Genomic DNA, 23,397 nt, shown 5'->3' with positions numbered 1-23,397 from the left:
GTTTACTCCGCAGCGTCTAAAGACACGGAGGTCGCGTCGGAGAGAAGGCGGCGCAGCTCGGGGACGCAGGAGCCACAGTTGGTACCCGCACGCAAAGCGCATCCAATATCTTCGACCGAATTGCAGCCCGAGCGAATTGCTTCGCGGATACGGTGCGCGCCAACTTGGAAGCAGACACAAATGATATCTCCCTCGTCAGCCAAACCCTCGATGGGACGGCCCGCGAGTACGGAGCGTCGGTCGTTAGCCGTCAAGTCTGTACGTTCGAAGATGGACGCCAACCAGGCCAGCGACGGCAATTCCGGCTTGGAGGCAAAGTAGGCGACGGCTTCGAGGCGGCCGCTGTTCAAGGTGGCAACACGGAAAAGATTCGAGGAAGGATCTTCGAAGCTGACCTGCTCGCCGTCTGGCATAAATGTCTTCGACCAGGCGCCCCAATCTGTCGGACCTTCGCGAAGAGCGATATGGGTGGTCCAGCCAAAAGATGTCGCGCTGCGAGCCCAGTAAGCCAAATCATCAATTTGCGGAACGACACGCGACAGGACGACGCCGTAGTACGCCACCCCGAGTGGTGAAATCCGAGCCGGCGTTGCCTTGGCTTCCGGTTGCCCTGAGACGGGGTCAGTAAATGGATGCACCAAGGCTCCGATCCGTCCGGCCGAACTGTTCTGCCCGGACCAGTGAATGGGTGCGAAGATCGACCCAGGCGCTTGCCCCCCGTTGATAAGGGTGCGTAACACGGCCTTGCCCGAAGCAGTTTCGACTTCGGCAAGCTGACCTTGGACGAGCCCCATGGTTTCCGCGTCGCTCGGATGAACTTCTACGAACGGTTCGCTGATATGGCTCCAGAGACGCGGTGATAGCCCGGTCCGTGTCATCGTATGCCACTGATCGCGGACACGACCCGTGTTGAGTACGAAGGGCCACGCTTCGTTCACCTCTGCGGCAAGCTTGGGCATGCGGACTGTAACGAACCGCGCACGGCCGTTGGGGGTTGCAAACCCACCTTCGCCGAACAGCCGCTCCGTTCGCGATGCTCCCGGTTGAGAAATGGGCCATTGGACGGGCGCAAGCTGGTCGTAAGAGGCTGGAGAAAGGTCGGTCAGGACACCGAGGTCAAACGGGCGCGTGCCACCGTTTTCAAAATGCGATAGCGAGGCGTGCTCGCGGAAGATGTCGGAGACGGACTCGAACGCGAAGTAGCGTTCGTAGCCTAATCTTTTCGCGACTTCGGAAAGGATCCACCAATCCGGTCGGGCCTCTCCAGCCAAAGGAAGAAATTTGCGCTGCCGCGAAATGCGCCGTTCAGAGTTGGTAACGGTGCCATCTTTTTCACCCCAGGCGGCGGCGGGGAGCCGCACACCCGCTTCAGCAGCGGTGTCATTGCTGACAACATTTTCGGACACGACAAAGAGCTCGAGCTTGCACAAAGCCGCGCGGACGTAATCGGCTTGCGGAAGGCTGACCGCAGGGTTTGTCCCCATCACCCACAGTGCCTTGATGCGCCCGTCCGCGATCGCATCAAACATCTGCACGGCCTTGAGGCCTTCGTCGGTGATCAGATTAGGCGCCTGCCAAAAGCGTGAGACGCGTGAGCGATCAGCGGGGCTGAACCCCATGTGAGCAGCAAGCATGTTCGCAAGGCCGCCGACCTCGCGTCCGCCCATCGCATTAGGCTGCCCCGTTAATGACAACGGCCCGGAACCGATCTTACCAATACGACCTGTCGCGAGATGGCAATTGATGATCGCGTTGACCTTGTCGGTGCCCCGCGCAGATTGGTTGACGCCTTGGCTGTAGCAGCTCACGACCTTCGGGGCTTCGCTCCACCACGAGAAAAACGTCTCGATATCGATACCGTTGAGCCCCGTTTCGATCGCGATGGAGGCGATGCTGCCGGCCTGCCCTCGCGCTTCTGCGAGCGCTTCTGGAAATCCTTCAGTGTGGTCGCCGATGAATCGCCAGTCGACGAGACCTTTATCAGCCAAGTGCACGAGCAGACCATTCCACAGAACAGAGTCCTTGCCGGGCTCGATGGGAAGATGCAGGTCTGCGCCTTCGCAAGTCGCCGTACGTCGTGGATCTATGACGACAACACGGACACCACGCTCGGCACGCGCCACCTGAATGCGTTGATAGAGAATTGGGTGGCACCAAGCCGCGTTTGAGCCCACGAGGACAATGAGGTCGGCAAGTTCCAGGTCGTCGTAGCACTGCGGAACGATGTCGGCGCCAAAAGCACGTTTGTGCCCGGCCACGGATGATGACATGCACAAGCGGGAATTCGTGTCGACGTGCGGCGTGCCGATAAAACCCTTCGCCAGCTTGTTGGCGACGTAATAGTCCTCTGTCAGCAATTGACCGGATAGATAGAATGCGATCGAGCCCGGCCCATGTTCTTCCTTGATGTCAGAAATCCTGGACGAGACATGGTCGAGCGCTGCATCCCATGTAACCCTTTGCCCGTCGATCTCGGGATGAAGCAGACGGGTCTCCAGCGCCAGCGTTTCACCCAACGCAGAGCCTTTGGAGCACAATCGGCCGAAGTTTGCCGGATGCTCGGTGTCTCCCGCGATGGTCGCCCCGCCATTGCCGTCCGGTGTCGCAATAACCCCACATCCGACCCCGCAGTAGGGACAGGTCGTGCGCACCGCTTTGCCAGTCTCGGTGTTCTCCATCAGTAGACATCCGCCTGATAGCGGCCAGTGGCCTTCAAATTGACGACGAATTCCTTGGCTTCTTCTGCTGACTTTCCGCCCTGGCTGCCAGCGATGTCGATGAGGGCGGTCTCGACGTCTTTAGCCATGCGCTTAGCGTCGCCGCACACATAGAAGTGGGCGCCCTCTCCCAGCCACGCCCACACCTCCGCCGCGTTCTCCCGCATGCGGTCTTGAACGTAGACCTTCTCGGTCCCGTCGCGAGACCAAGCCGTTGACAGTTTTGAGAGGACTCCGGTCGCGAGGAATGCATCGAGTTCATCACGATAGAAAAACTCGGAAGCTTCGTGCTGATGTCCGAAAAAGAGCCAGGAACGGCCGGGTGCTTTACTCGCGTGGCGGTGCCAGAGAAACGAACGGAACGGCGCAATGCCCGTGCCGGGACCGACCATGATAACGGGAACGTTCGGATCCTCTGGAAGCCCGAAGCCATGCGTCTTCTGCACATAGACTTTGAGCGGTGTACCGGGTGCGATCCGGTCGGCCAGAAAAGTTGAAGCAACGCCGACGCGCTGTCGTCCGTCGATCTCATAACGAACCGTATCGACTATCAGGTGAAGTTCGCCGGGCGTAGCCAGTGGAGAAGACGAGATGGAATAAAGGCGCGGATGTAATGGCTCCAAGCATTCCAGAAACGCTTCCGGATCTGGATGCATAGGGCCTAGGGATTCAACGGCTTTGAGGACGTCAAACGTGGCGGCATCGCCGTCAGGATCATCCCCTTTCGCGAGCGCTTTCGCCTTGCGGCGCCGGTCGCCTCCGACCATGTAGCTCGCCAACTCAAAGAGCATGTCTGGCGCGGTGCCGAGATCATAGTCTTCAATGAGGCTCTGCCGCAGTGTCTTATCGCCGATGGGAAAATCAGCGGGGGCATTCATTGCCGCTAGAACCGCATCGGCAAGCGCCGGATCATTCGTCGCGTAGACGCCAAAGCTGTCACCTGGCTCGTACGCGATGCCAGAATCCGTAAGATCGAAGACAACGTGGCGGGTATCTTTCGTCGAGGTCGCGCCCGTAATGCAACGAGTGCCCCTGAAGATTGCGGTGACGGGAGCTTCGCGGGAATATCCGGGCACGAGATCGACAGCCGGTGCCGTGGTCACCGCAACATCGAATTTAGGTTCCGAAATTGGGGCTGCTGGCGCCTCTTCCATGAGGCGCTTCAACATGCGGCTGGTTTCTTTGCCGCCGGGTACGCAGAGATTGAGACGCGCCTCTTCGCCGACCGCAACCTTTTCAGCGTAGCTCTCGCAAAGATAGCCGCACTGGCCACAGTCCTGCTGTGCCATTGCTGCGTAAAGTTTACGTCGTAGCGGCCGTCCATCGGCAAGTGTCATCCGCTCGTCGATCGCCATGGAAGGGTCGTGCCACGGATCGGCGCCATCATCGCCGTCGCCAGCAGCCGGCGTCGGGCCTCCAGGTAGTCCGCCCTCGAATTGAACGGCCGCAGCCCCCGCTGCATCAAGTGAAAGCAGGCCGGCAAAGAAGCCATTGAGCCACGCGCGCTGATCTGGATTGAATGGAGCCGTTTCCGGTATCACCGGAACTTGGCCGGGCTGGTACGCGTCGGTGCGCTCCTGAATGCTCATGATAGGCCTCCGGCGGCTTCCGCCATCGTCTTCAGGGTGTCGATCTCGTGACGGCGGGAGAACTCAGCGAAGCTTTCTTGCGTGCCCGCGCGGTTGGCCATGTAAGCCGCGAGAATGCGCCCGACGGTCTCTGGACAGTCAGCGATGCGAACCTCATTGAAAAGCTCACGCGCGATGGCCGCGTCGGCACCAAATCCGCCGCCGACCAGTATGTGGAATCCCTCTTCTGTGTCGTCACTATCGGGAATTGGAACGCGGCACGCGATAAGCCCGATGTCGCCGATGTAATGCTGGGCGCAGGAGTGGTGGCAGCCCGTCAAATGAATGTTGATGGGTTGATCGAGAGAGAGCCTCGGCTCCACCCAATCGGCAATCGCTAACGCAGTGTCCTTGGTATTGGACGCGGCGAACTTGCAACCTGTGTTCCCCGTGCAGGCGACCAAGCCCGCGCGGATGCTCGACGCCTTTGATGTCAGCCCGATAGACTGCAGCCGAGCTTCGACCTCCTCTGCCCGATCTGCCGAAACACTAGAGATCAGGAGGTTCTGCCAAACGGTGAGACGAATATCGCCATCCCCGAACTCGCGGGAAATATCAGCCAGAGTCCGCATTTGATCACAAGAGAGACGGCCGACCGGCAGCGCCACGCCGATCCACACGAGACCGGGTTGGCTTTGCGGGTGAACACCAATGTGTGCCTGCCGATCCTGGCCGTTGGGCTGGCTGACTTCATCGTCCGTAAAGCGTTGCAAAGGGCTGCCAAGCTGTTCTTCGACAGCGGTGAGGAATTTGTCGAACCCCCATTCGTCGAGCACGTATTTCATTCGCGCTTTTTGCCGGTTGGTACGATCGCCATTGGCGATGAAGACACGTACGATGGCATCGGCAACTGCGACCGCATCAGACGGCTTGACGAAGACTCCGGTAGGCCGGGCGAAATCGCGATGCCCGGTTATGCCGCCAAGCCCCAGGCGAAACCACACGCCGCCTTCCGTCTCGGTGTTACCTTTGACCCTAATAGCGGTGAACGAAATGTCGTTTGTATCTTCAAGCACCGGAACGGCGCCACCACCGTCAAACGCAACGTTGAACTTTCTCGGCAACCCGTAGAGCGAGCGATCGTTGAGAATGTGGTGGTGCCACGCTTTCGCGTAAGGCCGTGAATCGATCAGTTCCTGCGGATCGATTCCGGCGGTCGGTGAGCCAGTCACGTTACGAATGTTGTCGGCACCCGAGCCCTTCGGCGTCAGCCCGATTTCGGCCAGTCCCTCGATGAGCGGCGGGCCGTTCTCCGCGGCGATCTCCCTAATCTGCAAATTGGCGCGTGTCGTAACGTGCGTATAGCCGCCGCCGAAACGCTCAGCGAGATCGGCCACCGCAGAGAATTGCCAGTGGTTGAGAATGCCATTGGGAATGCGCATCCGGCACATGAACGAGTCCTGTGCAGGCGCCACATAGTAGAGGCCGTGAAAGCGCCAACGGAAATTGTCGACACCCTTTGGAAATGCGCCGCCAAGGGCCTCCCGCTTCAAGCGTTTGTAGGCATCGAAGGGATGCTCGTCGCGCTTCGCCTTCTCTTCATTGACGAGCTTTTTGCCATCGCGTTCGAAGCGCGCCATGGCTTCGAGGTGCCCGGCGTCCGGCCCACTCGCAGCGCCTCCCCCGCCAACTCCTGCCAGGGGCTTCAAGCCCGCTGCGGCACGCGAGGTTTGAATCCCTGAGACAAAGCCTTCCAGATACCGTTTCTGTTCGTCGCTGAAATCTTGAGCGCTCATCACGCAGCCTCCGCATAGGCACGGCCAAACGCGAGCGAATCCCGGAACGCCGTTATGTCCGCGCCGGATCGAATGAGGTCGAGATACCAAAGTGCATCCGTCGTATCGCCGACGAGCACGGCACCAACTAACTGGCCTTCGCGAACGCAAAGCTTGCGATACGTCTCAAGCCCTGCATCGCGCGTGACCAAAACCTCGGCGTCATCGCCAGAGAAATTGCCCACGGAAAAAACGGGAACACCGGAAACCTTCAGGTTCGCTGCCGGAACGGAGCCGCCATAGGCAGAGGTGCGCCCCGCGAAACAATCGGCAAGAACCTTTGCCTGTTCGTAGGCCGGTTCGACCAACCCGTGACAGATGCCGCGATACTCAGCGCATTCGCCGATCGCAAAGATGTTCGGTGCGGTTGTCTGAAGGCCCTCATCGACGATGATGCCACGGCCAATGACAAGTCCAGCGCTCACAGCCAATTTCGTATTGGCCTGAACGCCCACTGCCATGACCACGAGACCGCAGTCGATCTTCTGCCCGTCGCTCAGGATGACGCTTTCGACGCGTGTCTCGCCGAGTATTTCTTTTGTCTGAGCACCGAGAATGACGCGAATGCCCTTCGCTTCCAGCGCACCTTTCAAATAGAGAGCACCTTCCGGATCAAGCTGACGTTCCATCAACCGGTCCATGATGTGGACCAGGGTCACTGGAATACCTGCGCGCGCCAGACCATAGGCGGCTTCGATGCCGAGTAACCCGCCTCCGATGACAACCGCAGGCTGACCGATTTGGGCAAACTGGCTCATCGCGTCGACATCAGCCGTCGTGCGGAACGTGAGCACGCCGTCGAGCGTGTCTCCCGGCAGTGTCAGTCGGATTGGGTTGGATCCCGTCGCAAGTACGCAGGCATCGAAATAAATCTCCATGCCGCCATCGGCATTCTCGACGATGATTGACCGATTATACGTATCAAGCACCGTGACTGGCGCGCCGGTGAGCAGCGTCACGCCATGGGCCGCGTACCAATCGGCAGGCTTCAGCGATACGTCCTCTAAGCCGATCTCGCCCGCGAGCAGCGGAGAAAGTAAGACCCGATTGTAGGCAGGCTGAGGTTCTGCGCCGATCACTGTGATATCGAACTGGCCTGGTGCAGCTGCGACCAGCTCTTCGACAAACCTCAAGCCGGCCATTCCGTTTCCGACGACAGCAATTCGCTTTCTCACGCGGCATCCTCCAAAGACTTGTCGGGTTTGGATTTGCCCTGAGCGTCGGGTGCCGGTGTCGCACCGTGTTCGAATTCTTCAAGAAAGTTGAGGATGGATTCGCGGTACTCGTAGTAGCGCGGATGCCGGAGCAACTCCTGGCGCGTGCGCGGGCGTGGGATATCGATCTCGACCATCCGGCCGATGGTGGCGTGCGGCCCATTCGTCATCATGACGACGCGGTCGGCCAGCAAAATGGCCTCATCGACATCATGCGTCACGCAGATTGCCGTCACTTGCGTGCGCTTCCACACGTCCATCAGGACTTCCTGAAGCTCCCAGCGAGTCAGGCTGTCCAGCATGCCGAAGGGCTCATCAAGCAACAGGAGCTTGGGCGACAGAGAAAAGGCCCGCGCAATACCGACGCGTTGCCGCATACCGTTCGACATGTCCGCGGCACGCTTGTCCATGGCATCGCCGAGGCCGACACGGGTCAGGTAGTAGTCGACGATATCGGCGCGTTCGTTCTTTCTGGCATGCGGATAAACACGATCGACGCCGAGAGCGACATTCTCGCGTGCCGTTAGCCAGGGCATCAGTGAGGGCGCCTGAAACACAACGGCACGGTCCGGCCCGGCTCCCGTCACCTCCTGGCCATCGAGAACAATGCCGCCCGACGTTATGCTGTTGAGCCCCGCAGTCATCGACAGAACAGTTGATTTCCCGCAACCCGAGTGGCCGATGAGCGAAATAAATTCGCCCTTGCGCATAATCAGGTTGAAATCTTCAACCACGGTCAGAGGCCCCTTGGGCGTGGGATAAACTTTGCGCAGTTCGAAGAATTCGAGGTAGCGGTCGGGCGCCCGCGGCTTGGCGGCGTCGCGATAAGCTTTTGGCAGCGTCTTCATCCAGGAGATGGGCGCAATAGCCGGCAACTTGTCCTGCCCGACGCCGCGACCTTGAGAACCGCGATTGATCCCGGACGCAATCAGCGTCTTGGTGATATCGGCACGCAATTTTTTGTAGGTCGTGTCATGGTTGAGCGCGGTCCGGTTGCGCGGTCTTTCGAGATCGACCTCGAACGATGGCCCGAGCGTAGCGCCCGGACCAGGCGTGAGCGGAATAACTCGATCGGCGAGAAGCAGCGCTTCATCGACGTCATTTGTAATCAGCACGACGGTTTTCTTCTCGTGCCGCCAGATCTGCTCAATCTCATTCTGAAGCTTGGCGCGGGTGAGCGCATCAAGGGCCGAAAGCGGCTCGTCGAGAAGCAGGATTTCCGGGCTCATGGCGAGAGCCCGCGCGACCGAAACACGCTGACGCATGCCGCCTGAAAGCTCTTCCGGACGCCGGTCGCGGGCATGCGATAGGCCAACCATCGCGATCGCTTTCGTGACGCGTTCCGCGCGCTCTTCCTTGCCTTCGCTGGAGAACACAGCGTTGACAGCGAGTTCGATGTTTCCTTCGACCGTTAGCCACGGCATCAACGAGTAGCTTTGGAACACGACCCCGCGCTCGGGACCGGGGCCCGTGATCGCTTTGCCCTTCAGGGTGACCGTTCCTGTGTCAGGCGTGACCAACCCAGCAATAGCTGAAAGCAGCGTGGTTTTACCCGAGCCTGAGAACCCCAGGATCGCAATAAACTCGCCTTCTGCCACCTCGAGATTGATGTCGGTTAGGACGTTGCTTCGTGCCGCGCCCGTACCGTAGCTCTTCGATACGCCCTTGAGTTCGAGAAATGCCATGTTCAAAGTCTCCGGCGGATCAGCGCGTTGCCTGATAGGTGGTGAGCGACTGCAGCGCCAGCATGATGCGGTCGAGCAGGAAGCCGATGAGCCCGATCGTGAATACGGCCACCATGATCTTCGCCAGCGACGAGGAAGACCCGTTCTGGAATTCGTCCCAGACGAACTTCCCAAGCCCCGGGTTTTGCGCCAGCATTTCAGCTGCGATCAGCACCATCCAGCCCACGCCAAGCGACAGCCGGAGGCCCGTGAAGATAAGCGGCAGAGCTGACGGAAGGACGAGCTTGCGCACGGTCGTGAACCAGCTGAGGTTCAAGACGCGTCCTACGTTCATGAGGTCCTTGTCGATGGATGAGACGCCGACAGCCGTATTGATCAGCGTCGGCCACAGCGAACACAGCGTCACCGTAATCGCGGAGATCAAGAAGGATTTTGCAAACCAGGGGTCGTCGCTGACGTAGACGGCGGACACGATCATGGTGACGATAGGCAGCCAAGCCAGCGGAGAGACGGGCTTGAAGATCTGAATGAGCGGATTGAAAGCCGCATTCATCGTCGGCGAAAGGCCGCAGACAATGCCGAGGGGAACTGCAACGACCGTCGCGATCAGAAATCCAAGGAACACTGTCTGCAGTGACGTCGAGATCTGGTCAACGTAGGTCGGCGCGCCGGTATAGGTGCGGTACTTCACGCTGTCCGGCTGGCCCTGTGCGATCCACTTGGCGTTCCGCTCATCCTGTCGTTGATAGAACGCAGCTTCTTTCTCTCGTGCACGATAGTGATCGGCAAGAAGGTTGCCGGCTTGCTCCCAGACCTGCGCCGGGCCGGGAACGGCACCAAGGGACGTTTTGACCTGGGGTGCTAGGTAAGCCCATGCGGAGAGGAATATGATGATCGCCGTTAAAGGAACGCCTAGCATTCGCCACAGCGCTGCGAGTTCCGTTTTCGGATTTTCACCAGCCATCATCTTCAGGATGGGTGTGATCCACCCAAGAGCGAGAAGGTTTAGGATTCTATCGGTACGGGCGATACGCTGAGCGATCCGTGCTTTGCGCTCAGCCCTGGCGGCGTCGGTTTGTTCAGAACCGGAAAAATCGGCCGCAATGCTCATAATGATACCTCTCTGTGTCAGCCCTCATCGCGGCCGTTCCCGGCCGTGGCGTCACTGGGTTGCGACCTTGTTGCCGGTTACGGTTTCCTTGCTTTTCAAACCGATCGGCAGGCTGTCGATGTATGCGTTGGGTTTCTTGCCATCGAAGGGGATGCCGTCGATGAACTTGGTCTGGGGAGGCCGATAGCCGTCGGTGTCGAAGGGGAAGTCCGCTTTCTTCGCCAATCCGTCAGCAACGAGCATCTCCGCGGCTTTGAGGTAGATATCTGGCCGGTAGACGCTCTTGGCCGTGGTGTCGTACCACTCGTCTGACTTGGCATCGGCGATCTGGCCCCATCGCCGCATCTGCGTGAGATACCAAACGGCGTCCGAGTAGTAGGGATAGGTCGCGAAATAACGGAAGAAGACGTTGAAGTCGGGGACATCGCGCTTGTCACCCTTCTCGTACTCAAAGGTGCCGGTCATGGAGTTGGCGATGACTTCGGCGTCCGCTCCGACGTATTCGGAACGTGCCAGGATTTCGACGGCCTCCTGTCGGTTGGCGTTGTTGTTCTCATCGAGCCACTGTCCGGCGCGGATCAGCGCTTTGGTGATGGCCAGCGTCGTATTGGGGTATTTGTCGGCGAATTCCTTGGTGATGCCGAACACCTTTTCGGGATTATCTTTCCAGATCTCGTAGTCCGTGATCACAGGGACGCCGATACCCTTGAACACGGCTTGCTGGTTCCAGGGCTCACCCACGCAGTAGCCGTTGATCGTTCCAGCTTCGAGCGTGGCTGGCATCTGCGGCGGAGGTGTCACCGACAGCAGAACATCAGCCATGATCTGACCGGAAACGTTGTCCTTCGAGTAGTAGCCGGGATTCAGTCCGCCCGAGGCGAGCCAATAGCGAAGCTCGTAGTTATGCGTCGAGACGGGAAACACCATGCCCATCTTGAAGGGCTTTCCTTCTGCCTTGAATTTGTCGACGACCTTCTTCAGTGCCGAGGCCTGGATTGGGTGCTCAGGTTTGCCGTCGGCGCCTGTCGGAATATGGGGCTTCATCATCTCCCAGACTTCGTTGGAGACGGTGATGCCGTTACCGTTCAGATCCATTGAAAACGGTGTAATGACGTGGGCCTTGGTGCCGAAGCCGATGGTTGCGGCTAGCGGTTGACCGGCAAGCATGTGCGCGCCATCGAGTTCACCCGTGATGACGCGATCGAGCAGAACTTTCCAGTTGGCCTGCGGTTCAAGCGTTACGAACAGACCCTCGTCTTCGAAGAAGCCTTTTTCCTTGGCAATCGCCAGCGGGGCCATGTCTGTGAGCTTGATGAAGCCGAACTTCAGTTCGTCCTTCTCGACATCGAGCATCTCCGCCTTCGAACTCGTTGCGGAAATGATGCTCCAGGTCAGCGCGGCCATAAGCAGTAAGCCCGACCCGATAAGCAACAGGGGAAAGTGAGAGACGCGTGTCGCTCTGGCGCAGCCCGCGATTTTGGTCATTCCATCGTCCCTTCAGTTCCTGCGGATCAGCGAGCCGTTGAAGACATTCGGCCGACGACCGCAGACAAAAAAAGCGCCGCATCAAAGTGAGGATCCGGATGATCCGGAACCTTCCTCTGGTGGCGGCGCTGCCTCCTGCGAACCTTCATTGGACCGCAATGTCTACGTGAGGAGACGCTCCTTCACGCTTTCGCGAAAGGACATTACAAAAGTTGTGCCAATGAGAGATGTTGAAGGAATTTAAATAAAAACAATGTGTTGAGTGAAAGTGGCTGACCGGCAAAAAGCGGTATCGATGCTGCCTTTTTGTGCATTGCAATGAGCGAATGACAAAATGATCGGCAACGGGTCGATGATCAGTGTGAAGCGTTGAGACCCTTGAAGCGGGTCAGGTCGATCGACGGCGATCGTATCTTTTGCTGCTCGAGATAGTTCAGCACATGAAGCGGATCGAAGTGGTCAGACCCGAAAAAGCTTTGACCGCGTTTGGCAGCTGAAGATGCTGTTTCGGTGACGGCGTAATCACCTTCACGCTTCATATTCTCATGAGGTACTGAGATGCCGAGGGCTGCTGCGGCTTTGCGATAATATTCGGGGCGATAGACTTCTTCGACCACGGCGTTGAGATCGAACGGTTCACGCACCTGCCCCCAGCGGATCATCTGCGACAGGATCCAAAGAGCGTGCGAGCGCCATGGGAAATTTGCGGCATGGCTGTGAAACAGAACAAGTTCCGGGTCTTTATTCACGGCCAGGCGTCCGCCGCGTTCGAGAGTTCCAGACAAGACGTTTCGAATAATGTCGCGCGTTGTTCCGACCCATTGCGGCTTTGACAAAATGTCCGCAGCTTGGTCACAGTTGCGGGGATCTTCCAGCCATTGACCGGCTTTGATTATGGCCTTGATGAGGGCGTCCAGGAGCTGTGGATTCTGCTCGGCCCATGCGGCGCGAACGCCGAGCACCTTTTCCGGACTGCGAGACCAGAGTTGGCTCTTCGTCGCGACAATGCGCCCGGCACCTTGCGAGACCGCGACACTGTTCCAAGGCTCGCCCGCGCAGAAACCATCGATACGGCCGCTGCGGAGGTTCTCAGCCGTCAGAGGCGGCGGGATGACAATCAGATTGACATCGTTATCGGGATCTATGCCGCCGGCGGCCAACCAGTATCGCATGTCGTAACTATGCGATGAAAACGGAAACACCATTCCAAGTGTCAAAGGAGCCATTCCGGACTTGGCGTGTGCGTCGACAACGCGCTTCAAGGCTTGAACGGCGTTCATCCCGCCGGCACGGGTTGCCTCTGGATCGGCGGCCAGCATTTCCTCGAATATTGCTGCTGAAACCGTAATGGCGTTGCCATTCAGATTGAGAGCCATCGGAACGATGATTGGCGCGGTGGTTCGTCCAAGCCCGAGAGCGGTAGCGATTGGCATCGGAGCCAGCATGTGTGCGCAGTCGTAGGCGCCGACGTCGATTTTGTCGCGGATGTTGGCCCAGGAAACCTCGCGATAAAGGCGTAGCTGAAATCCAAATTGCGCGTCGAACCCTTGTTCGGCAGCGATGACCAACGGTGCGCAATCGATCAGCGGAATAAAGCCTGCATGGATTTCGTTGCGTACGTGTTCGGGCATCGGCGCCTCTATTTGTCGTTCAGGAGGTTATAGGTGCTAATCAGGGCGGCCGCGACGTCGGCAATCCGGTTGCCTGTCGACATGGCTTGCCTCCGCAAAGCTGCGTAGGCGGCCTCTTCTTCGAGACCTCGCGTCTTCATCAAGATGCCTTTCGCTTTCTCGATGATCTTACGCTCCTTCAATGCGCTCCTCGTTTCCTCCAGCTCGGAGCGCAACCTGTCAAATGCGCGAAAGCGAGAAATTGTCGTCTCGAGAATTGGCCGGACGCGTTCTTTGCGTAAACCATCGACGATATAAGCGGACACGCCGGCATCGATCGCAGCGTCAATGGTTGGTCCATCGCTTTTGTCGACGAACATCGCTATTGGTCGCCGGACTAGCCGAGAGACCTGGAACATTTGCTCGAGAACGTCCCGGCTCGGATTTTCGAGGTCGATCAGCAGCACATCAGGGTCGAAAGAGTAGATCTTCTCCACGAGCCCATTCATGTCGGAGACGAGTTTGATCTCGTGCTGGCCTGCCTCACGCAGGCCTTCCTCGATGATTGCTCTGCGCAAAGGGTTCTCGTCGATGACGAGAATTTTCAGCTCGGTATCGTCACGAGATTGAGGCAAGTTGAATGCTCAAAGCGGTTCTGCTGCACGCGCGCGGCAATGTCGCTCGTGAAGCGCCGTGGCGCAAGACACTCGATGACAGATTTCGAGCGTTTGATAGGGCACTTCGAGAGCTGCCGTGTGCGTGAGGCCTCACAAAATAAAAGAACCGCCCGGACGACCAGGCGGTTCTCATCAAGATTCTGGTTTCTCAACCAGTGATCTCAAAACGCTTCGATATTGCTGACTGCAATTTTGCCAGTGCGGCTGTCAGGCTGGGTATCAAAGGCGACCTTCTGGCCTTCAACGAGAATACGGATGCCAGCGCGCTCCAAAGCTGTTGCATGGACGAATACGTCCTTGCTGCCATCATCGGGCTGAATGAATCCATAGCCCTTTTGATCATTATAAAATTTAACAGTACCGTTAGTCATGGTAGTTCCTTTGAAAGGCAAGTAAGAGAGCTGCTGCCACATGACTGCAAGCTCATTGCGTCGATTTTTTGGAAGGAGTTCGATCGCGCGCCGGGCTTCGCCACAGCGGAACGGCCCAATGGTCCGGCCAAAGTCTCGATATATACAGATAGACCGGATCGATTGAGAGCACAAGAGGGCCCATCGATAATAGTCACGGCCCTGCCACGGGACCGTCGCGGGGCAGCGGGAAAGCCGCATCCTCGTAGAGTGATTTGATCTCAGCGTAGCAGAGGCGAAGATCGCCAGCCTCCAGAAATGTACCGGTCGCAAAATCCGGCGACAGTTCTTCTACAGCATACTGGATGGCGGCCGCGGCCGAATCGAAGCGCCGGTAGATGACAGATGCATGCCGTGCGGCACCAATCCGGCTGGCGAATACTTCCGCAGGCTCTGTGTAATCAAAGGGGGTCATTGAAGATATATGGATATTCGAGGATGGAATTTCACCCCCATCTACCCGAATATCTTGTTTCAAAAGCTCGATAACTTGATCTACTTAGCTTCCTTACAGAAGCGCAAATTGACGCCGAACGAAATGATAAGGACAAGATGTTCGCGCTTAGGAGAGGTTATTTTCCTGTGCGACCCGCTCGAAGGGTTCCCCCGTACTTTTTATGCGGTACTGGGGCTGACCACCTACAGCGGGCAGCAACCTAATGATTTTATATTCTCGCGACGTGATCGCCATATTTGATCGTCCAGGTCTGAAGTTTACTGTCTGGCCGACCTTAAATTTGTGTTGTTGTCTCATTTTCGCGCTCCCAGTTCCTAGGAACATTCGCGCGAAAAAAACGCACAAACGTTCTTCTGATGTCCTGGTGATCACGGAGAAGGATCAGTCGTACGGATTTTCAACTTTTGTGAAAAACTGACCAATCTGGCGAGTAGCGAGGCGGCAATAGCGGAGCACCACGATATTGACTACGCAACTAGTACGCTCTTCGGCTCTATAGGTCCACACAATTAAATCTAACGTTGCGATGTCATAGGCGATTACGCGTATTCGACATCACTGCGAATTGCATAGACTCAGTGTCGGCGGCAGATCATGGTCAGGCCATCGCCGGTCAGTTGCAGTGCAGGCTCCGAGCGACTGAGAGTGGCTGAGTGCTCCCGCCTGTTATCCAAGGACGAGAGCAATGTGCCCATTTATCGAACGGCCCCCCGGATTTAGTTCTGAAACACTGGAAATGTTGGATCGCACGCTGAGTGCTATCTGGCACGAAAAGAAACAGCCTGACAAAAACACCAAATATCGCGTTGAACCTGGAATGCTGACAATTATGGACGAAATAAAAGTGATAAAACGTTGAACAGTAACACTTTAAAGCGGTTATTCGAAAACCGCCGTAGTGACGGCTGCAAAATGACAAGCAGTTCCAGCGAGGACAAATAAGTGCCAGATCGCGTTCTGGTAGGGTAGGCTATCCCAAAGATGAAAGACGACGCCGGCGGTATAAAGGATGCCACCGGCTCCCAGTAATATAAGCGTGGTTAGCGAAACGGAGTTAATCAACGGGTGTAAGATAAAGATGCCCGCCCATCCGAGAGCGACATACAAAACAACCGAGACGTTGTCCCAGTTAGATGTCATCACCAACTTCGCCGTCGCACCCGCAAGAGCCGCAATCCAGACGACCCCAAAAACACTGTAACCCCAGGCGCCCCCGATTTTGATAAGCGCGAAGGGCGTGTACGTCCCAGCAATCTTTACGAAAATTGCCGCCTGATCCAGACGCCTTAAGATCGACTTCCAACTCGGAATAGGGATCATGTGATAGGCGGCTGAGCATCCGAACATGCCCATCATCGCGAGGCCGTAAACGGCGACCGACACGGTGGTCGACGTATCCAGTGTCGGAATGGCGATGACCAGCATTACCGTGACCGCGATAAGTCCGGCTAGTACACCAACGACGTGGATGCAAGCATCGGCGAAGCGCTCGCCGGGTGTGTAATTCGGATACATAGCGCAAATATATACATGGCACGCGGCGATCTCCCAAGCGGTGTCGCACGCAATGGTTTCTTATCCGCCGCGGCATAAACCAAAGTGGCACCGCTTCGGTTTATGGCTATACGCAGAGGCTTAGTAGGGTCACTTTCCCCTAGTTATATCTCTAGATCCGACCTACTGACGGGCAACTCGGAGAGGCCCCAAAACGTCTCCACCGGCTGTTAACCGCGATTGATGCTTGTCTCGCTGAAGTGCCACGACATCAGCGGCATAGTAAGGTAATTGAAAAGTTGCACTGTGTAGGGGGAGAGGCGACGGAACTGCTCCTGTGCACGCGTCGCCATCCGTCCAAACGAAAGACACGGTATGCAACATCCCGGCTTTTTCGAGCGCGCCGGCCCATTTTCATTGCGTTCCATCGCGGATTGTGTGGAGGCTGACCTGGCTAATCCAGGGGACGCAACGCGCATGATAAGTGATGTGCGTTCGCTGCAGGATGCCGGTCCCGACGATCTCACGTTTCTAGACAATCGCAAGTATGCATCGCAGTTGGCCTCGACAAAGGCCGCGGCATGCTTGGTCGTGTCGAGTGCTGCTGACCAAGTCCCAATTGGAACCGTGGCGTTCATAACCCGGGCGCCATATCGGTCCTTCGCAAAAGCGCTGGCGATGTTTTATCCGGGGTCTCTGCGGCCCAAGCGTGTGGCTCCGCCAGCGGAAGGTGTAGCAGGCTATGTGCATCCCACGGCCGCCCTTTGTAACGATGTCGAGATCGAACAGGGAGCCGTCGTTGGCGCCGGCGCATCGATCGGTGCCGGCACTACGATCGCCAGTGGGGCTGTCATTGGGGAACGCGTTAGAATCGGAAGCGATTGCCAGATCGGCGCGTGCGCCTCGATCGGCCATGCCATCATAGGCGATCGCGTTATCGTCCATCCGGGTGTTCGAATTGGTCAGGATGGATTTGGTTTTGCGATGAGCGCCCAGGGGCACATCAAGGTTCCGCAGATTGGCTGTGTCGTTATTGGTGATGATGTCGAGATCGGCGCCAATACAACGATCGACCGAGGCTCACTAATGAATACGGTAATTGGTGAGGGGACGAAGATCGATAATCTCGTGCAGATCGGTCATAACGTCGTCATAGGCCGTCATTGCGTTATCGTGGCGCAATCCGGCATAGCCGGTTCGGCACAGTTGGGTGACTTCGTCGTAATGGGCGGACATTCTGGTGTGGTCGGGCACGTCAAGATTGGCGACGGCGCGCAGATCGCTGGCATGGCACATGTTAAGGACAACGTCCCCCCCGGCGCACGCATGGGCGGTACACCGGCGCGGCCTTTCAAGGAATGGGCACGCGAAATCGCCGCCATCAGGCGCCTGTCGCAGAAGGGTTTCAAACCGGAGGAAAAGTAACCTTCCCCACGGGTCCGCGAAAACCAAAGGTTATTCAACGCGACTACGGATGCCATATTTCGAAGTTCAAATATCTTTATTGTGACATAAAGTTTCGGTGCCGCTCTGGTGCCAACATCTGGGTAGGGGAGGGGGCTTGCACGGTTGCCCTACAAATTGAATGTCGAAGGACGAGATTGCTCCCAATAGGCCAGCATTGTTGTCGTTGGTCCTTGCTCTCAGTCTGACCATATGGTGCGGTCTGGTCCCATTCGCCGTCGCTGCACCGGAGCCCACCAGTCCAGTACCGCCCCAACCTGTGCCCGCAACGGAAGTCCGGCAACTTCCAGACGGTGAAATCACTTACCCAACCCCTGAAACATTCTCTGAAGCAGTCGAAGCCCTGCTCAGAAAGGAAGAGGGCGTACCCTTACCTGTACGCCAGCGCAAAGATGCGCTGCTAGCCTATTATGTGACTGAAGCTGCAGCTCCAATTTGGTGGCGCAATCCTGCGATGCGGGACGACCTGATTAATGCGATGCGTCACGCTGAGGACGAGGGGTTGGGTGTTTCCGACTACCCCATAGAACCGCTCCAGCAATTACCGCAGAGGGATCGCTTTACGTTCGCTGTCGCAGCTGATCTCACCCATGCAGCGAGCATTGAGCTCTACTATTCCGCGTTCTTCTTGAAGTTTGCGTCCGACATCAAAGTTGGCCGCTTCTTGCCGACGAAAGTAGATTCAAAACTCTATTGGCAGGGCAAATCTATTGACCGGGTTGCCGCCCTGCGCCGGATAGCCGAACTCGGCAGCATGCAGAAGTTCATCGAAGTCTGGCAGCCCCAGGTACCCGGATATGCCGGATTGAAGCGCGCGCTGAAACACTATCGCGAGATTGAGAAGGCTGGGGGATGGCCGTTCGTGCAGCATGGAGAGGTGCTGAAACCCGGCATGACCGCTCCTCAAGTCACGGTACTGCGCGCGCGTCTCGGCGCCGTAGATCCGGCGGTGACAGCCGCCCCGCCCGGCGCAGAAACCCTTTACGACGACGCTTTACTGGCAGCGGTAAAGCGGTTCCAGGCGACGCACGGCCTCGACCCTGACGGGATTGTGGGCAAGCAGACGTTGTTTCAGCTCAACGTCCCTGTTGAACAGCGCATCCGTCAGATAAAGCTGTCGATGGAGCGGTGGCGTTGGATGCCCGAAAATCTCGGCGACCACTATGTGATGGTCAACATTGCCGGATACGAATTAGTCCACATACGCAACGGTCAAAAGCAGGATCGGATGCGGGTCGTCGTTGGCAAACCTTATCATCAGACGCCGGTCTTCAGTGAGCGAATGACCTACGTCGAAATCAATCCATACTGGAATGTACCGCACTCAATCGCGGTGAATGAGGAACTCCCCAAATTACAAAGTCAGCCCGCCGCCGTTGCCGGCAAAGGCTTCGAAGTCATGGTCGGGGACACACCTACAAGCGTCATGTCCATTGATTGGAAGAAGTATAGCGCCAGCAATTTTCCGTTTCGCTTGAGGCAAAAGCCGGGCAACGGAAATGCGTTGGGGCGCGTCAAATTCATGTTTCCCAACCAGTTCAACGTCTACATGCATGACACCCCGGCGCGGGGGCTCTTTTCCTCGGCCGACCGTGCGCGCAGCCATGGATGCATACGGCTCGCGCGTCCTTTGGATATGGCAGAGCAAGTCCTCGCTCAGGCGCCAGGGTGGAGCCGCCAAAAAATCGACGAAGTCGTTGCCAAACAGGACCGCACCGTCGTCAGTCTAAAGCAGCCACTGGATGTCCACATCACGTACTCGACGGCATGGCGCGATGAGGATGGGGCAGTTCATTTCAGGCCGGACATCTACCAGCGCGACGCTAAGCTCCACCTCGCCCTGTTTGGAAAACCATCGCCGTATTGAGGCATGCCATCAGGCTTCGGCGAAAACCGCAAAGGCGCTGGCGTCGTTGAAACCCGCGTCGACGACGCGCACGACACCTCGCCCACCGCCACGTTTCTCGACGCGGATTTGCACAGCGATACGGTCAACCATCGCGGCGACGTGCGTGATCACACCGACCTTCCGGCCATGACCTTGCAACGTTTCCAAAGCATCGATGGCCATGTCGAGCGTTTCTGCATCGAGCGCTCCAAAGCCTTCATCGATGAAAAGCGTATCGACGAACGATTGCCGCCCTTCAAGCCCTGACAGAGCGAGCGCGAGGCCAAGCGAAACAAGAAAGCGCTCACCGCCTGACAGCGAACGCAGCGAGCGAACTTCATCACCCATATCGCGATCAATCACATGGAGCGCGAGATCCGATGTGGTGGCGCGCGCCAGCTGATACCGCGGGTTGAGCTCACTGATCTGTACATTGGCCAGCTGCACGAGCTGATCGAGCGTCACCCCCTGCGCGAAGCGACGGAATTTGTTGCCGTCGGCGGATCCGATTGCATCATCGACGCGCCGCCAGATCTCCAATTCCTCGCGTGCAGCTTCCAGCTGGCGACCAATATCTGCTGCACTGGCGCGCGCTTGGTTATCTTGCTTAAGCTCAGCCTGTATGGCTGCGACGCGGTTGCGGATGTCTTCGATTTCAGCGTTGAGCGTTGTCACAGCTTCTGTGAGTGCAACAAGGTCCGTCTCTTCTTCCCGTTCGCCTTGGAGGCGCTCCACTTCCTGGCGGCGATGGGTAAGCGCAATCGTTGCTTCGGTGAGTTTGGTTTGGAGGGCATTGATCTGGCTGCGCAAAAGCTCGCGTTCCTCCTGTGGGATGGCGAGTAAGGCATAGATTTCGTCCCGATTCATAGCGGCGACGGAAATGGCGTTGGCGAAGACCTCCTGTGCCGTCGCGAAGTCTTGCACGGATGCATCAATAGCCCTGAGCGCTCCGTCCAGAAGAGCCTTACTGAGCTCAAGCTTCTTGTCTGCTTCTGAATGTGCTGCCTGAGCCGCCGAGAGAGCCACTTGCGCTTCTTTCGCAGCTTGGGTGAAACGTGCCCGATGCGTGTCGGTGGCTTCTCCGCCAAGCATCGACGCGCGCGCTGTCTTGGCTTCTTGGAGCCGCTGTTCACGTTGTGATTGCGCAAGCAGCGAGGAGCCGAGAGACGCCTTGGCCTTCTCCCATCCTAGGTGGATTTCCCTTTGCGACATCTCAAGCTTCTGCTGCTCAGCGTCAAGAGATGCGCGCGCATCCCGGAGCTTGGCGTATGAGGTCGCAAGGTCTGCGACGTGCTGCTGTGCAGCTAAGGAATCGCGGTCGAGATCGTCTAGCGCCAAGCCGGCAGTGCTAAGATAGGGAGTGAGTTCCCGAGCGATTGACGCGAGTTGTTCGGCCAGACTTGCAAGTTGCGTTTCCAGCTGTCCGCACTTTGCCCGAACGCTGGCCTTAGCATCTCTGTCTTTCTGGATTTGAGCGGCAACTCTTTCTGAATCTTCTGAGATCTCATCAAGCGTTTTCTGCAAAGCATCAGCCTCACCGCGCAAAGAAACCGCCTGCGCGAGGGGCTCTCGTAGACCGCGTTGGATGGCTTCAGCATCAGCTTTCAAACCGTCGAGCGCCGATGCCGCCTTTGCATCGATTCCGGGACCGATGGGAAGCGGCAGGTTCTCGGCCACGCAAAACTGGCTCAGTTGAGGAGCCAGCACTTCGAACTTGTTCTGCGCGTCTAAGCATCTGGCCGTTGCGTCTTCACCACGTCGCGCTGCGACCTCACACTGAGCGCGCGCGCGCTCCTCCGCGCCTTGCCAGGTGGTTATATCTTTGGCTGTCGCGGCGATGGCTTGATCGAGCTCAGCACGCCGCGCACGCATCTGAGCCACCATCTCACCTTCGGGATGACCGGGTTCGGAATAGGGGTGGTCCAGGCCGCCACAAACGGGACAGGGCTGCCCGGTAATGAGGGCGCTCCGCAAGGCCACGGCGTGCTGCGATTGGGTTTTCTCGGCCAACTCGAACAGGCCGCTGACTTCGCTGCGCCGGGCCAGCCAGTCGGCATGTTGTGCCTGCGCCTCCCGGATCATGTCAGAGGCTTCTGCGAGCGCCTTTTCTTGCGCCAACCGCAGCACGTCCGCCTCAGAAACCGTCGCCGCCGCATCGCTGTGTTGGCGCGCGATTTCTCTGGCTTGCCGGAGAAGTTCGAGTCCATCGCGCAGCCGCGCATCGTGTTCGGAGAGAGACGTCTCATCGATCTGGGACAGAGCCTCGCGCAGCTCATTCAATTGAGCGGAAATCTGGCTGCGTCGGCTGGCGTATGCCGCGACTTCCTCCTCCGCCGCCGCAATCAAGGGCTGCAGGCGCGCATCTTCCTCTGTAGCCGAAAACAGCTCTTTTTTTGCAACGGCTTCCCGCCGCCGGAGTTCGGCGCGGTCATCAATTCGTGACGTGATATCTTCCAGCCGGTCCGCCAGCAACGCATGGGTCGAACGCGTCTCCAGCTCATTCAGCGTCTGCGCAAGTTGCTCGTTGAGCCCTGAACGCTGAACCTCGATCTTCTCGTGATCCCAAGCGCAGGCATCGGCCCGCCGTTGGGCCTGCGCGACCGCCGCCTGCGCAGCTTCAAGCTCGCTTGCAGCGTTAGCGATTTGGCTATCAGCTTGCTCGGCTTCACGCCAAAGAGGTGTGAATTTTTCGACGTCTGCATCAGCCTTTGTGGAGGCTTCGGACGCCTCTTTGAGTGCGCGCGCAGCAGATGCTGCATTTTGCTCAGATTGCCGTACCGCCACTTCGCAAAGTTCGGCGTGACGCCGAGCCTCGGCCAACTTGCGTTCGGACAACCGCTCCGCTTCGGCCTTAGCTCGCAATGGTTCGGCCGCATCGAGGCGTTCGAGCCGCGCAATATCGTCCCGGGCTTCGTCCAAACGCTGTTTCGCCGCGGCAAGTCCGGTTTCGGCGTTGTGCGCTTGTGCGCGCGCATCCTTCAGCCGCTCAGCATGCTTTAGACGCTCGGTGAGGTCCTTCAGTTGGACACTTTGGCTCTCGCTTAAAGCGCTACGTTCCGCGAGTTCGCTTTCCAGCTTTGTGCGTACGTCCTCTTCCATCAAGCCGATGTCGGCGCGTCTTTGTTCGAGAGCCTTCGTTTCGTTGGCCCTTTCTTTCGTGCCGGAGTTCACCTGTTCCGAGATTCGCCCGTAAATCTCGGTCCCGGTAATTTTCTCGAGAAGCTCCGCGCGCTCGTTTTCGGCAGCGAGCAGGAATGCGTCGAACTCACCCTGCGCAAGCAGAACCGTGCGCCGGAACTGCGCAAACGTGAGTTCGGTACGCGCCTCGACGGCTTGGGAAACGTCCTTCTGCCCCGTCGCAATCGAGCTGCCGTCTTCGAGGGAATCAAGCCTGCGTTCGGCGTTCTGCAGATTGCCATCCGCTTTTCCACGTGCGCGTCGGACTTCCCATCGCGCGCGGTATTGCTTGCCATCCTGTCCAAGAAAATCGACCTCGGCATAACCTTGGGCGGCGCCGCGACGGAGGATCGCGCGTGCATCTTTCGCGGTTATGTCTCTGCCGCTGGGATCTCTGACGGACTCGAGTTTGTCGATCGAGACACGCGGAAACTGCCCATAGAGCGCCAGACACAGCGCATCGAGGATCGTCGATTTGCCGGCCCCGGTATCACCGGTGATCGCAAAGAGACCTGCGCTCGCGAGTGGCTCTGCCCTAAGGTCAATCTCGAATTCGTCTGCAAGGCTGGCGAGGTTCGCGCCGCGGATGGCCAGAATACGCATGG

Annotated in this window: 15 protein-coding genes; 2 read left to right on the top strand and 13 right to left on the bottom strand. The window is 57.8% G+C overall.

Annotation, left to right across the window (positions count from 1 at the left end; genetic code table 11):
* Positions 1-2: 2 nt before the first annotated feature.
* The 12 genes from K5845_RS01445 to trhA form a co-directional block, all read right to left on the bottom strand.
* A complete protein-coding gene (locus K5845_RS01445; RefSeq protein WP_287958118.1) occupies positions 3-2,678 on the bottom strand; it encodes a nitrate reductase in 2,676 nt (891 codons plus the stop codon).
* Positions 2,678-4,306, bottom strand: coding sequence for a sulfite reductase subunit alpha (locus tag K5845_RS01440; RefSeq protein WP_287958116.1), 1,629 nt, complete (start codon positions 4,304-4,306; stop codon positions 2,678-2,680). Before K5845_RS01440 ends, K5845_RS01445 begins: the two co-directional genes overlap by 1 nt.
* Positions 4,303-6,081, bottom strand: a complete 1,779-nt coding sequence (locus K5845_RS01435) for a NirA family protein (protein ID WP_287958114.1) — start codon at positions 6,079-6,081, stop codon at positions 4,303-4,305. The genes K5845_RS01440 and K5845_RS01435 overlap by 4 nt, the downstream gene beginning before the upstream one ends.
* Entirely contained in the window at positions 6,081-7,295 is a 1,215-nt protein-coding gene (locus K5845_RS01430; RefSeq protein WP_052744692.1) for an NAD(P)/FAD-dependent oxidoreductase, read from the bottom strand. Before K5845_RS01430 ends, K5845_RS01435 begins: the two co-directional genes overlap by 1 nt.
* On the bottom strand, positions 7,292-9,019 hold the full coding sequence (locus K5845_RS01425) for an ABC transporter ATP-binding protein (RefSeq protein WP_287958112.1): 1,728 nt from the start codon (positions 9,017-9,019) through the stop codon (positions 7,292-7,294). Before K5845_RS01425 ends, K5845_RS01430 begins: the two co-directional genes overlap by 4 nt.
* 19 nt (positions 9,020-9,038) lie before the next feature.
* Complete coding sequence (locus tag K5845_RS01420) at positions 9,039-10,130, bottom strand: ABC transporter permease (protein WP_046477546.1); 1,092 nt, start codon at positions 10,128-10,130, stop codon at positions 9,039-9,041.
* 51 nt (positions 10,131-10,181) lie between these two features.
* A complete protein-coding gene (locus K5845_RS01415) occupies positions 10,182-11,534 on the bottom strand; it encodes a CmpA/NrtA family ABC transporter substrate-binding protein (RefSeq protein ID WP_287958413.1) in 1,353 nt (450 codons plus the stop codon).
* A 437-nt stretch (positions 11,535-11,971) separates the two neighbouring features.
* Entirely contained in the window at positions 11,972-13,246 is a 1,275-nt protein-coding gene (locus tag K5845_RS01410; RefSeq protein ID WP_287958111.1) for a CmpA/NrtA family ABC transporter substrate-binding protein, read from the bottom strand.
* A gap of 8 nt (positions 13,247-13,254) precedes the next feature.
* The gene (locus tag K5845_RS01405; RefSeq protein ID WP_046477552.1) at positions 13,255-13,860 is read right to left on the bottom strand and encodes an ANTAR domain-containing response regulator; all 606 of its coding nucleotides are present in this window, start codon (positions 13,858-13,860) and stop codon (positions 13,255-13,257) included.
* Positions 13,861-14,063: 203 nt separating this feature from the next.
* Positions 14,064-14,273, bottom strand: a complete 210-nt coding sequence (locus K5845_RS01400; protein ID WP_046480084.1) for a cold-shock protein — start codon at positions 14,271-14,273, stop codon at positions 14,064-14,066.
* A gap of 193 nt (positions 14,274-14,466) precedes the next feature.
* On the bottom strand, positions 14,467-14,727 hold the full coding sequence (locus K5845_RS01395; protein WP_046477556.1) for a hypothetical protein: 261 nt from the start codon (positions 14,725-14,727) through the stop codon (positions 14,467-14,469).
* A 921-nt stretch (positions 14,728-15,648) separates the two neighbouring features.
* Complete coding sequence (gene trhA, locus K5845_RS01390; protein ID WP_046477564.1) at positions 15,649-16,284, bottom strand: PAQR family membrane homeostasis protein TrhA; 636 nt, start codon at positions 16,282-16,284, stop codon at positions 15,649-15,651.
* Positions 16,285-16,638: 354 nt separating this feature from the next.
* Between trhA and lpxD the strand changes: the two genes are divergently transcribed.
* Positions 16,639-17,688: a UDP-3-O-(3-hydroxymyristoyl)glucosamine N-acyltransferase gene (gene lpxD / locus K5845_RS01385; protein WP_046477567.1), complete on the top strand. Its 1,050-nt coding sequence runs from the start codon at positions 16,639-16,641 to the stop codon at positions 17,686-17,688.
* Between the two features lie 160 nt (positions 17,689-17,848).
* On the top strand, positions 17,849-19,594 hold the full coding sequence (locus K5845_RS01380) for a L,D-transpeptidase family protein (protein ID WP_287958107.1): 1,746 nt from the start codon (positions 17,849-17,851) through the stop codon (positions 19,592-19,594).
* A gap of 9 nt (positions 19,595-19,603) precedes the next feature.
* Here K5845_RS01380 and K5845_RS01375 read toward each other — a convergent pair whose 3' ends face one another.
* Positions 19,604-23,395: an AAA family ATPase gene (locus K5845_RS01375; RefSeq protein WP_287958105.1), complete on the bottom strand. Its 3,792-nt coding sequence runs from the start codon at positions 23,393-23,395 to the stop codon at positions 19,604-19,606.
* Between the last annotated feature and the right edge of the window lie 2 nt (positions 23,396-23,397).

It is taken from the genome of Filomicrobium sp. (genome assembly GCF_025698805.1).
Classification (GTDB): Bacteria; Pseudomonadota; Alphaproteobacteria; order Rhizobiales; family Hyphomicrobiaceae; genus Filomicrobium; species Filomicrobium insigne.
This window is presented reverse-complemented; position numbering and strand designations above follow the sequence as displayed.

Excerpts from the sequence above, each read along its gene's own strand:
- K5845_RS01445 (WP_287958118.1), bottom strand. The coding sequence starts at position 2,678 with ATGGAGAACACCGAGACTGGCAAAGCGGTGCGCACGACCTGTCCCTAC.
- K5845_RS01440 (WP_287958116.1), bottom strand. The coding sequence starts at position 4,306 with ATGAGCATTCAGGAGCGCACCGACGCGTACCAGCCCGGCCAAGTTCCG.
- K5845_RS01435 (WP_287958114.1), bottom strand. The coding sequence starts at position 6,081 with ATGAGCGCTCAAGATTTCAGCGACGAACAGAAACGGTATCTGGAAGGC.
- K5845_RS01425 (WP_287958112.1), bottom strand. The coding sequence starts at position 9,019 with ATGGCATTTCTCGAACTCAAGGGCGTATCGAAGAGCTACGGTACGGGC.
- K5845_RS01420 (WP_046477546.1), bottom strand. The coding sequence starts at position 10,130 with ATGAGCATTGCGGCCGATTTTTCCGGTTCTGAACAAACCGACGCCGCC.
- K5845_RS01415 (WP_287958413.1), bottom strand. The coding sequence starts at position 11,534 with ATGGCCGCGCTGACCTGGAGCATCATTTCCGCAACGAGTTCGAAGGCG.
- K5845_RS01410 (WP_287958111.1), bottom strand. The coding sequence starts at position 13,246 with ATGCCCGAACACGTACGCAACGAAATCCATGCAGGCTTTATTCCGCTG.
- K5845_RS01400 (WP_046480084.1), bottom strand. The coding sequence starts at position 14,273 with ATGACTAACGGTACTGTTAAATTTTATAATGATCAAAAGGGCTATGGA.
- K5845_RS01395 (WP_046477556.1), bottom strand. The coding sequence starts at position 14,727 with ATGACCCCCTTTGATTACACAGAGCCTGCGGAAGTATTCGCCAGCCGG.
- trhA (WP_046477564.1), bottom strand. The coding sequence starts at position 16,284 with ATGTATCCGAATTACACACCCGGCGAGCGCTTCGCCGATGCTTGCATC.
- lpxD (WP_046477567.1), top strand. The coding sequence starts at position 16,639 with ATGCAACATCCCGGCTTTTTCGAGCGCGCCGGCCCATTTTCATTGCGT.
- K5845_RS01380 (WP_287958107.1), top strand. The coding sequence starts at position 17,849 with ATGTCGAAGGACGAGATTGCTCCCAATAGGCCAGCATTGTTGTCGTTG.
- K5845_RS01375 (WP_287958105.1), bottom strand. The coding sequence starts at position 23,395 with ATGCGTATTCTGGCCATCCGCGGCGCGAACCTCGCCAGCCTTGCAGAC.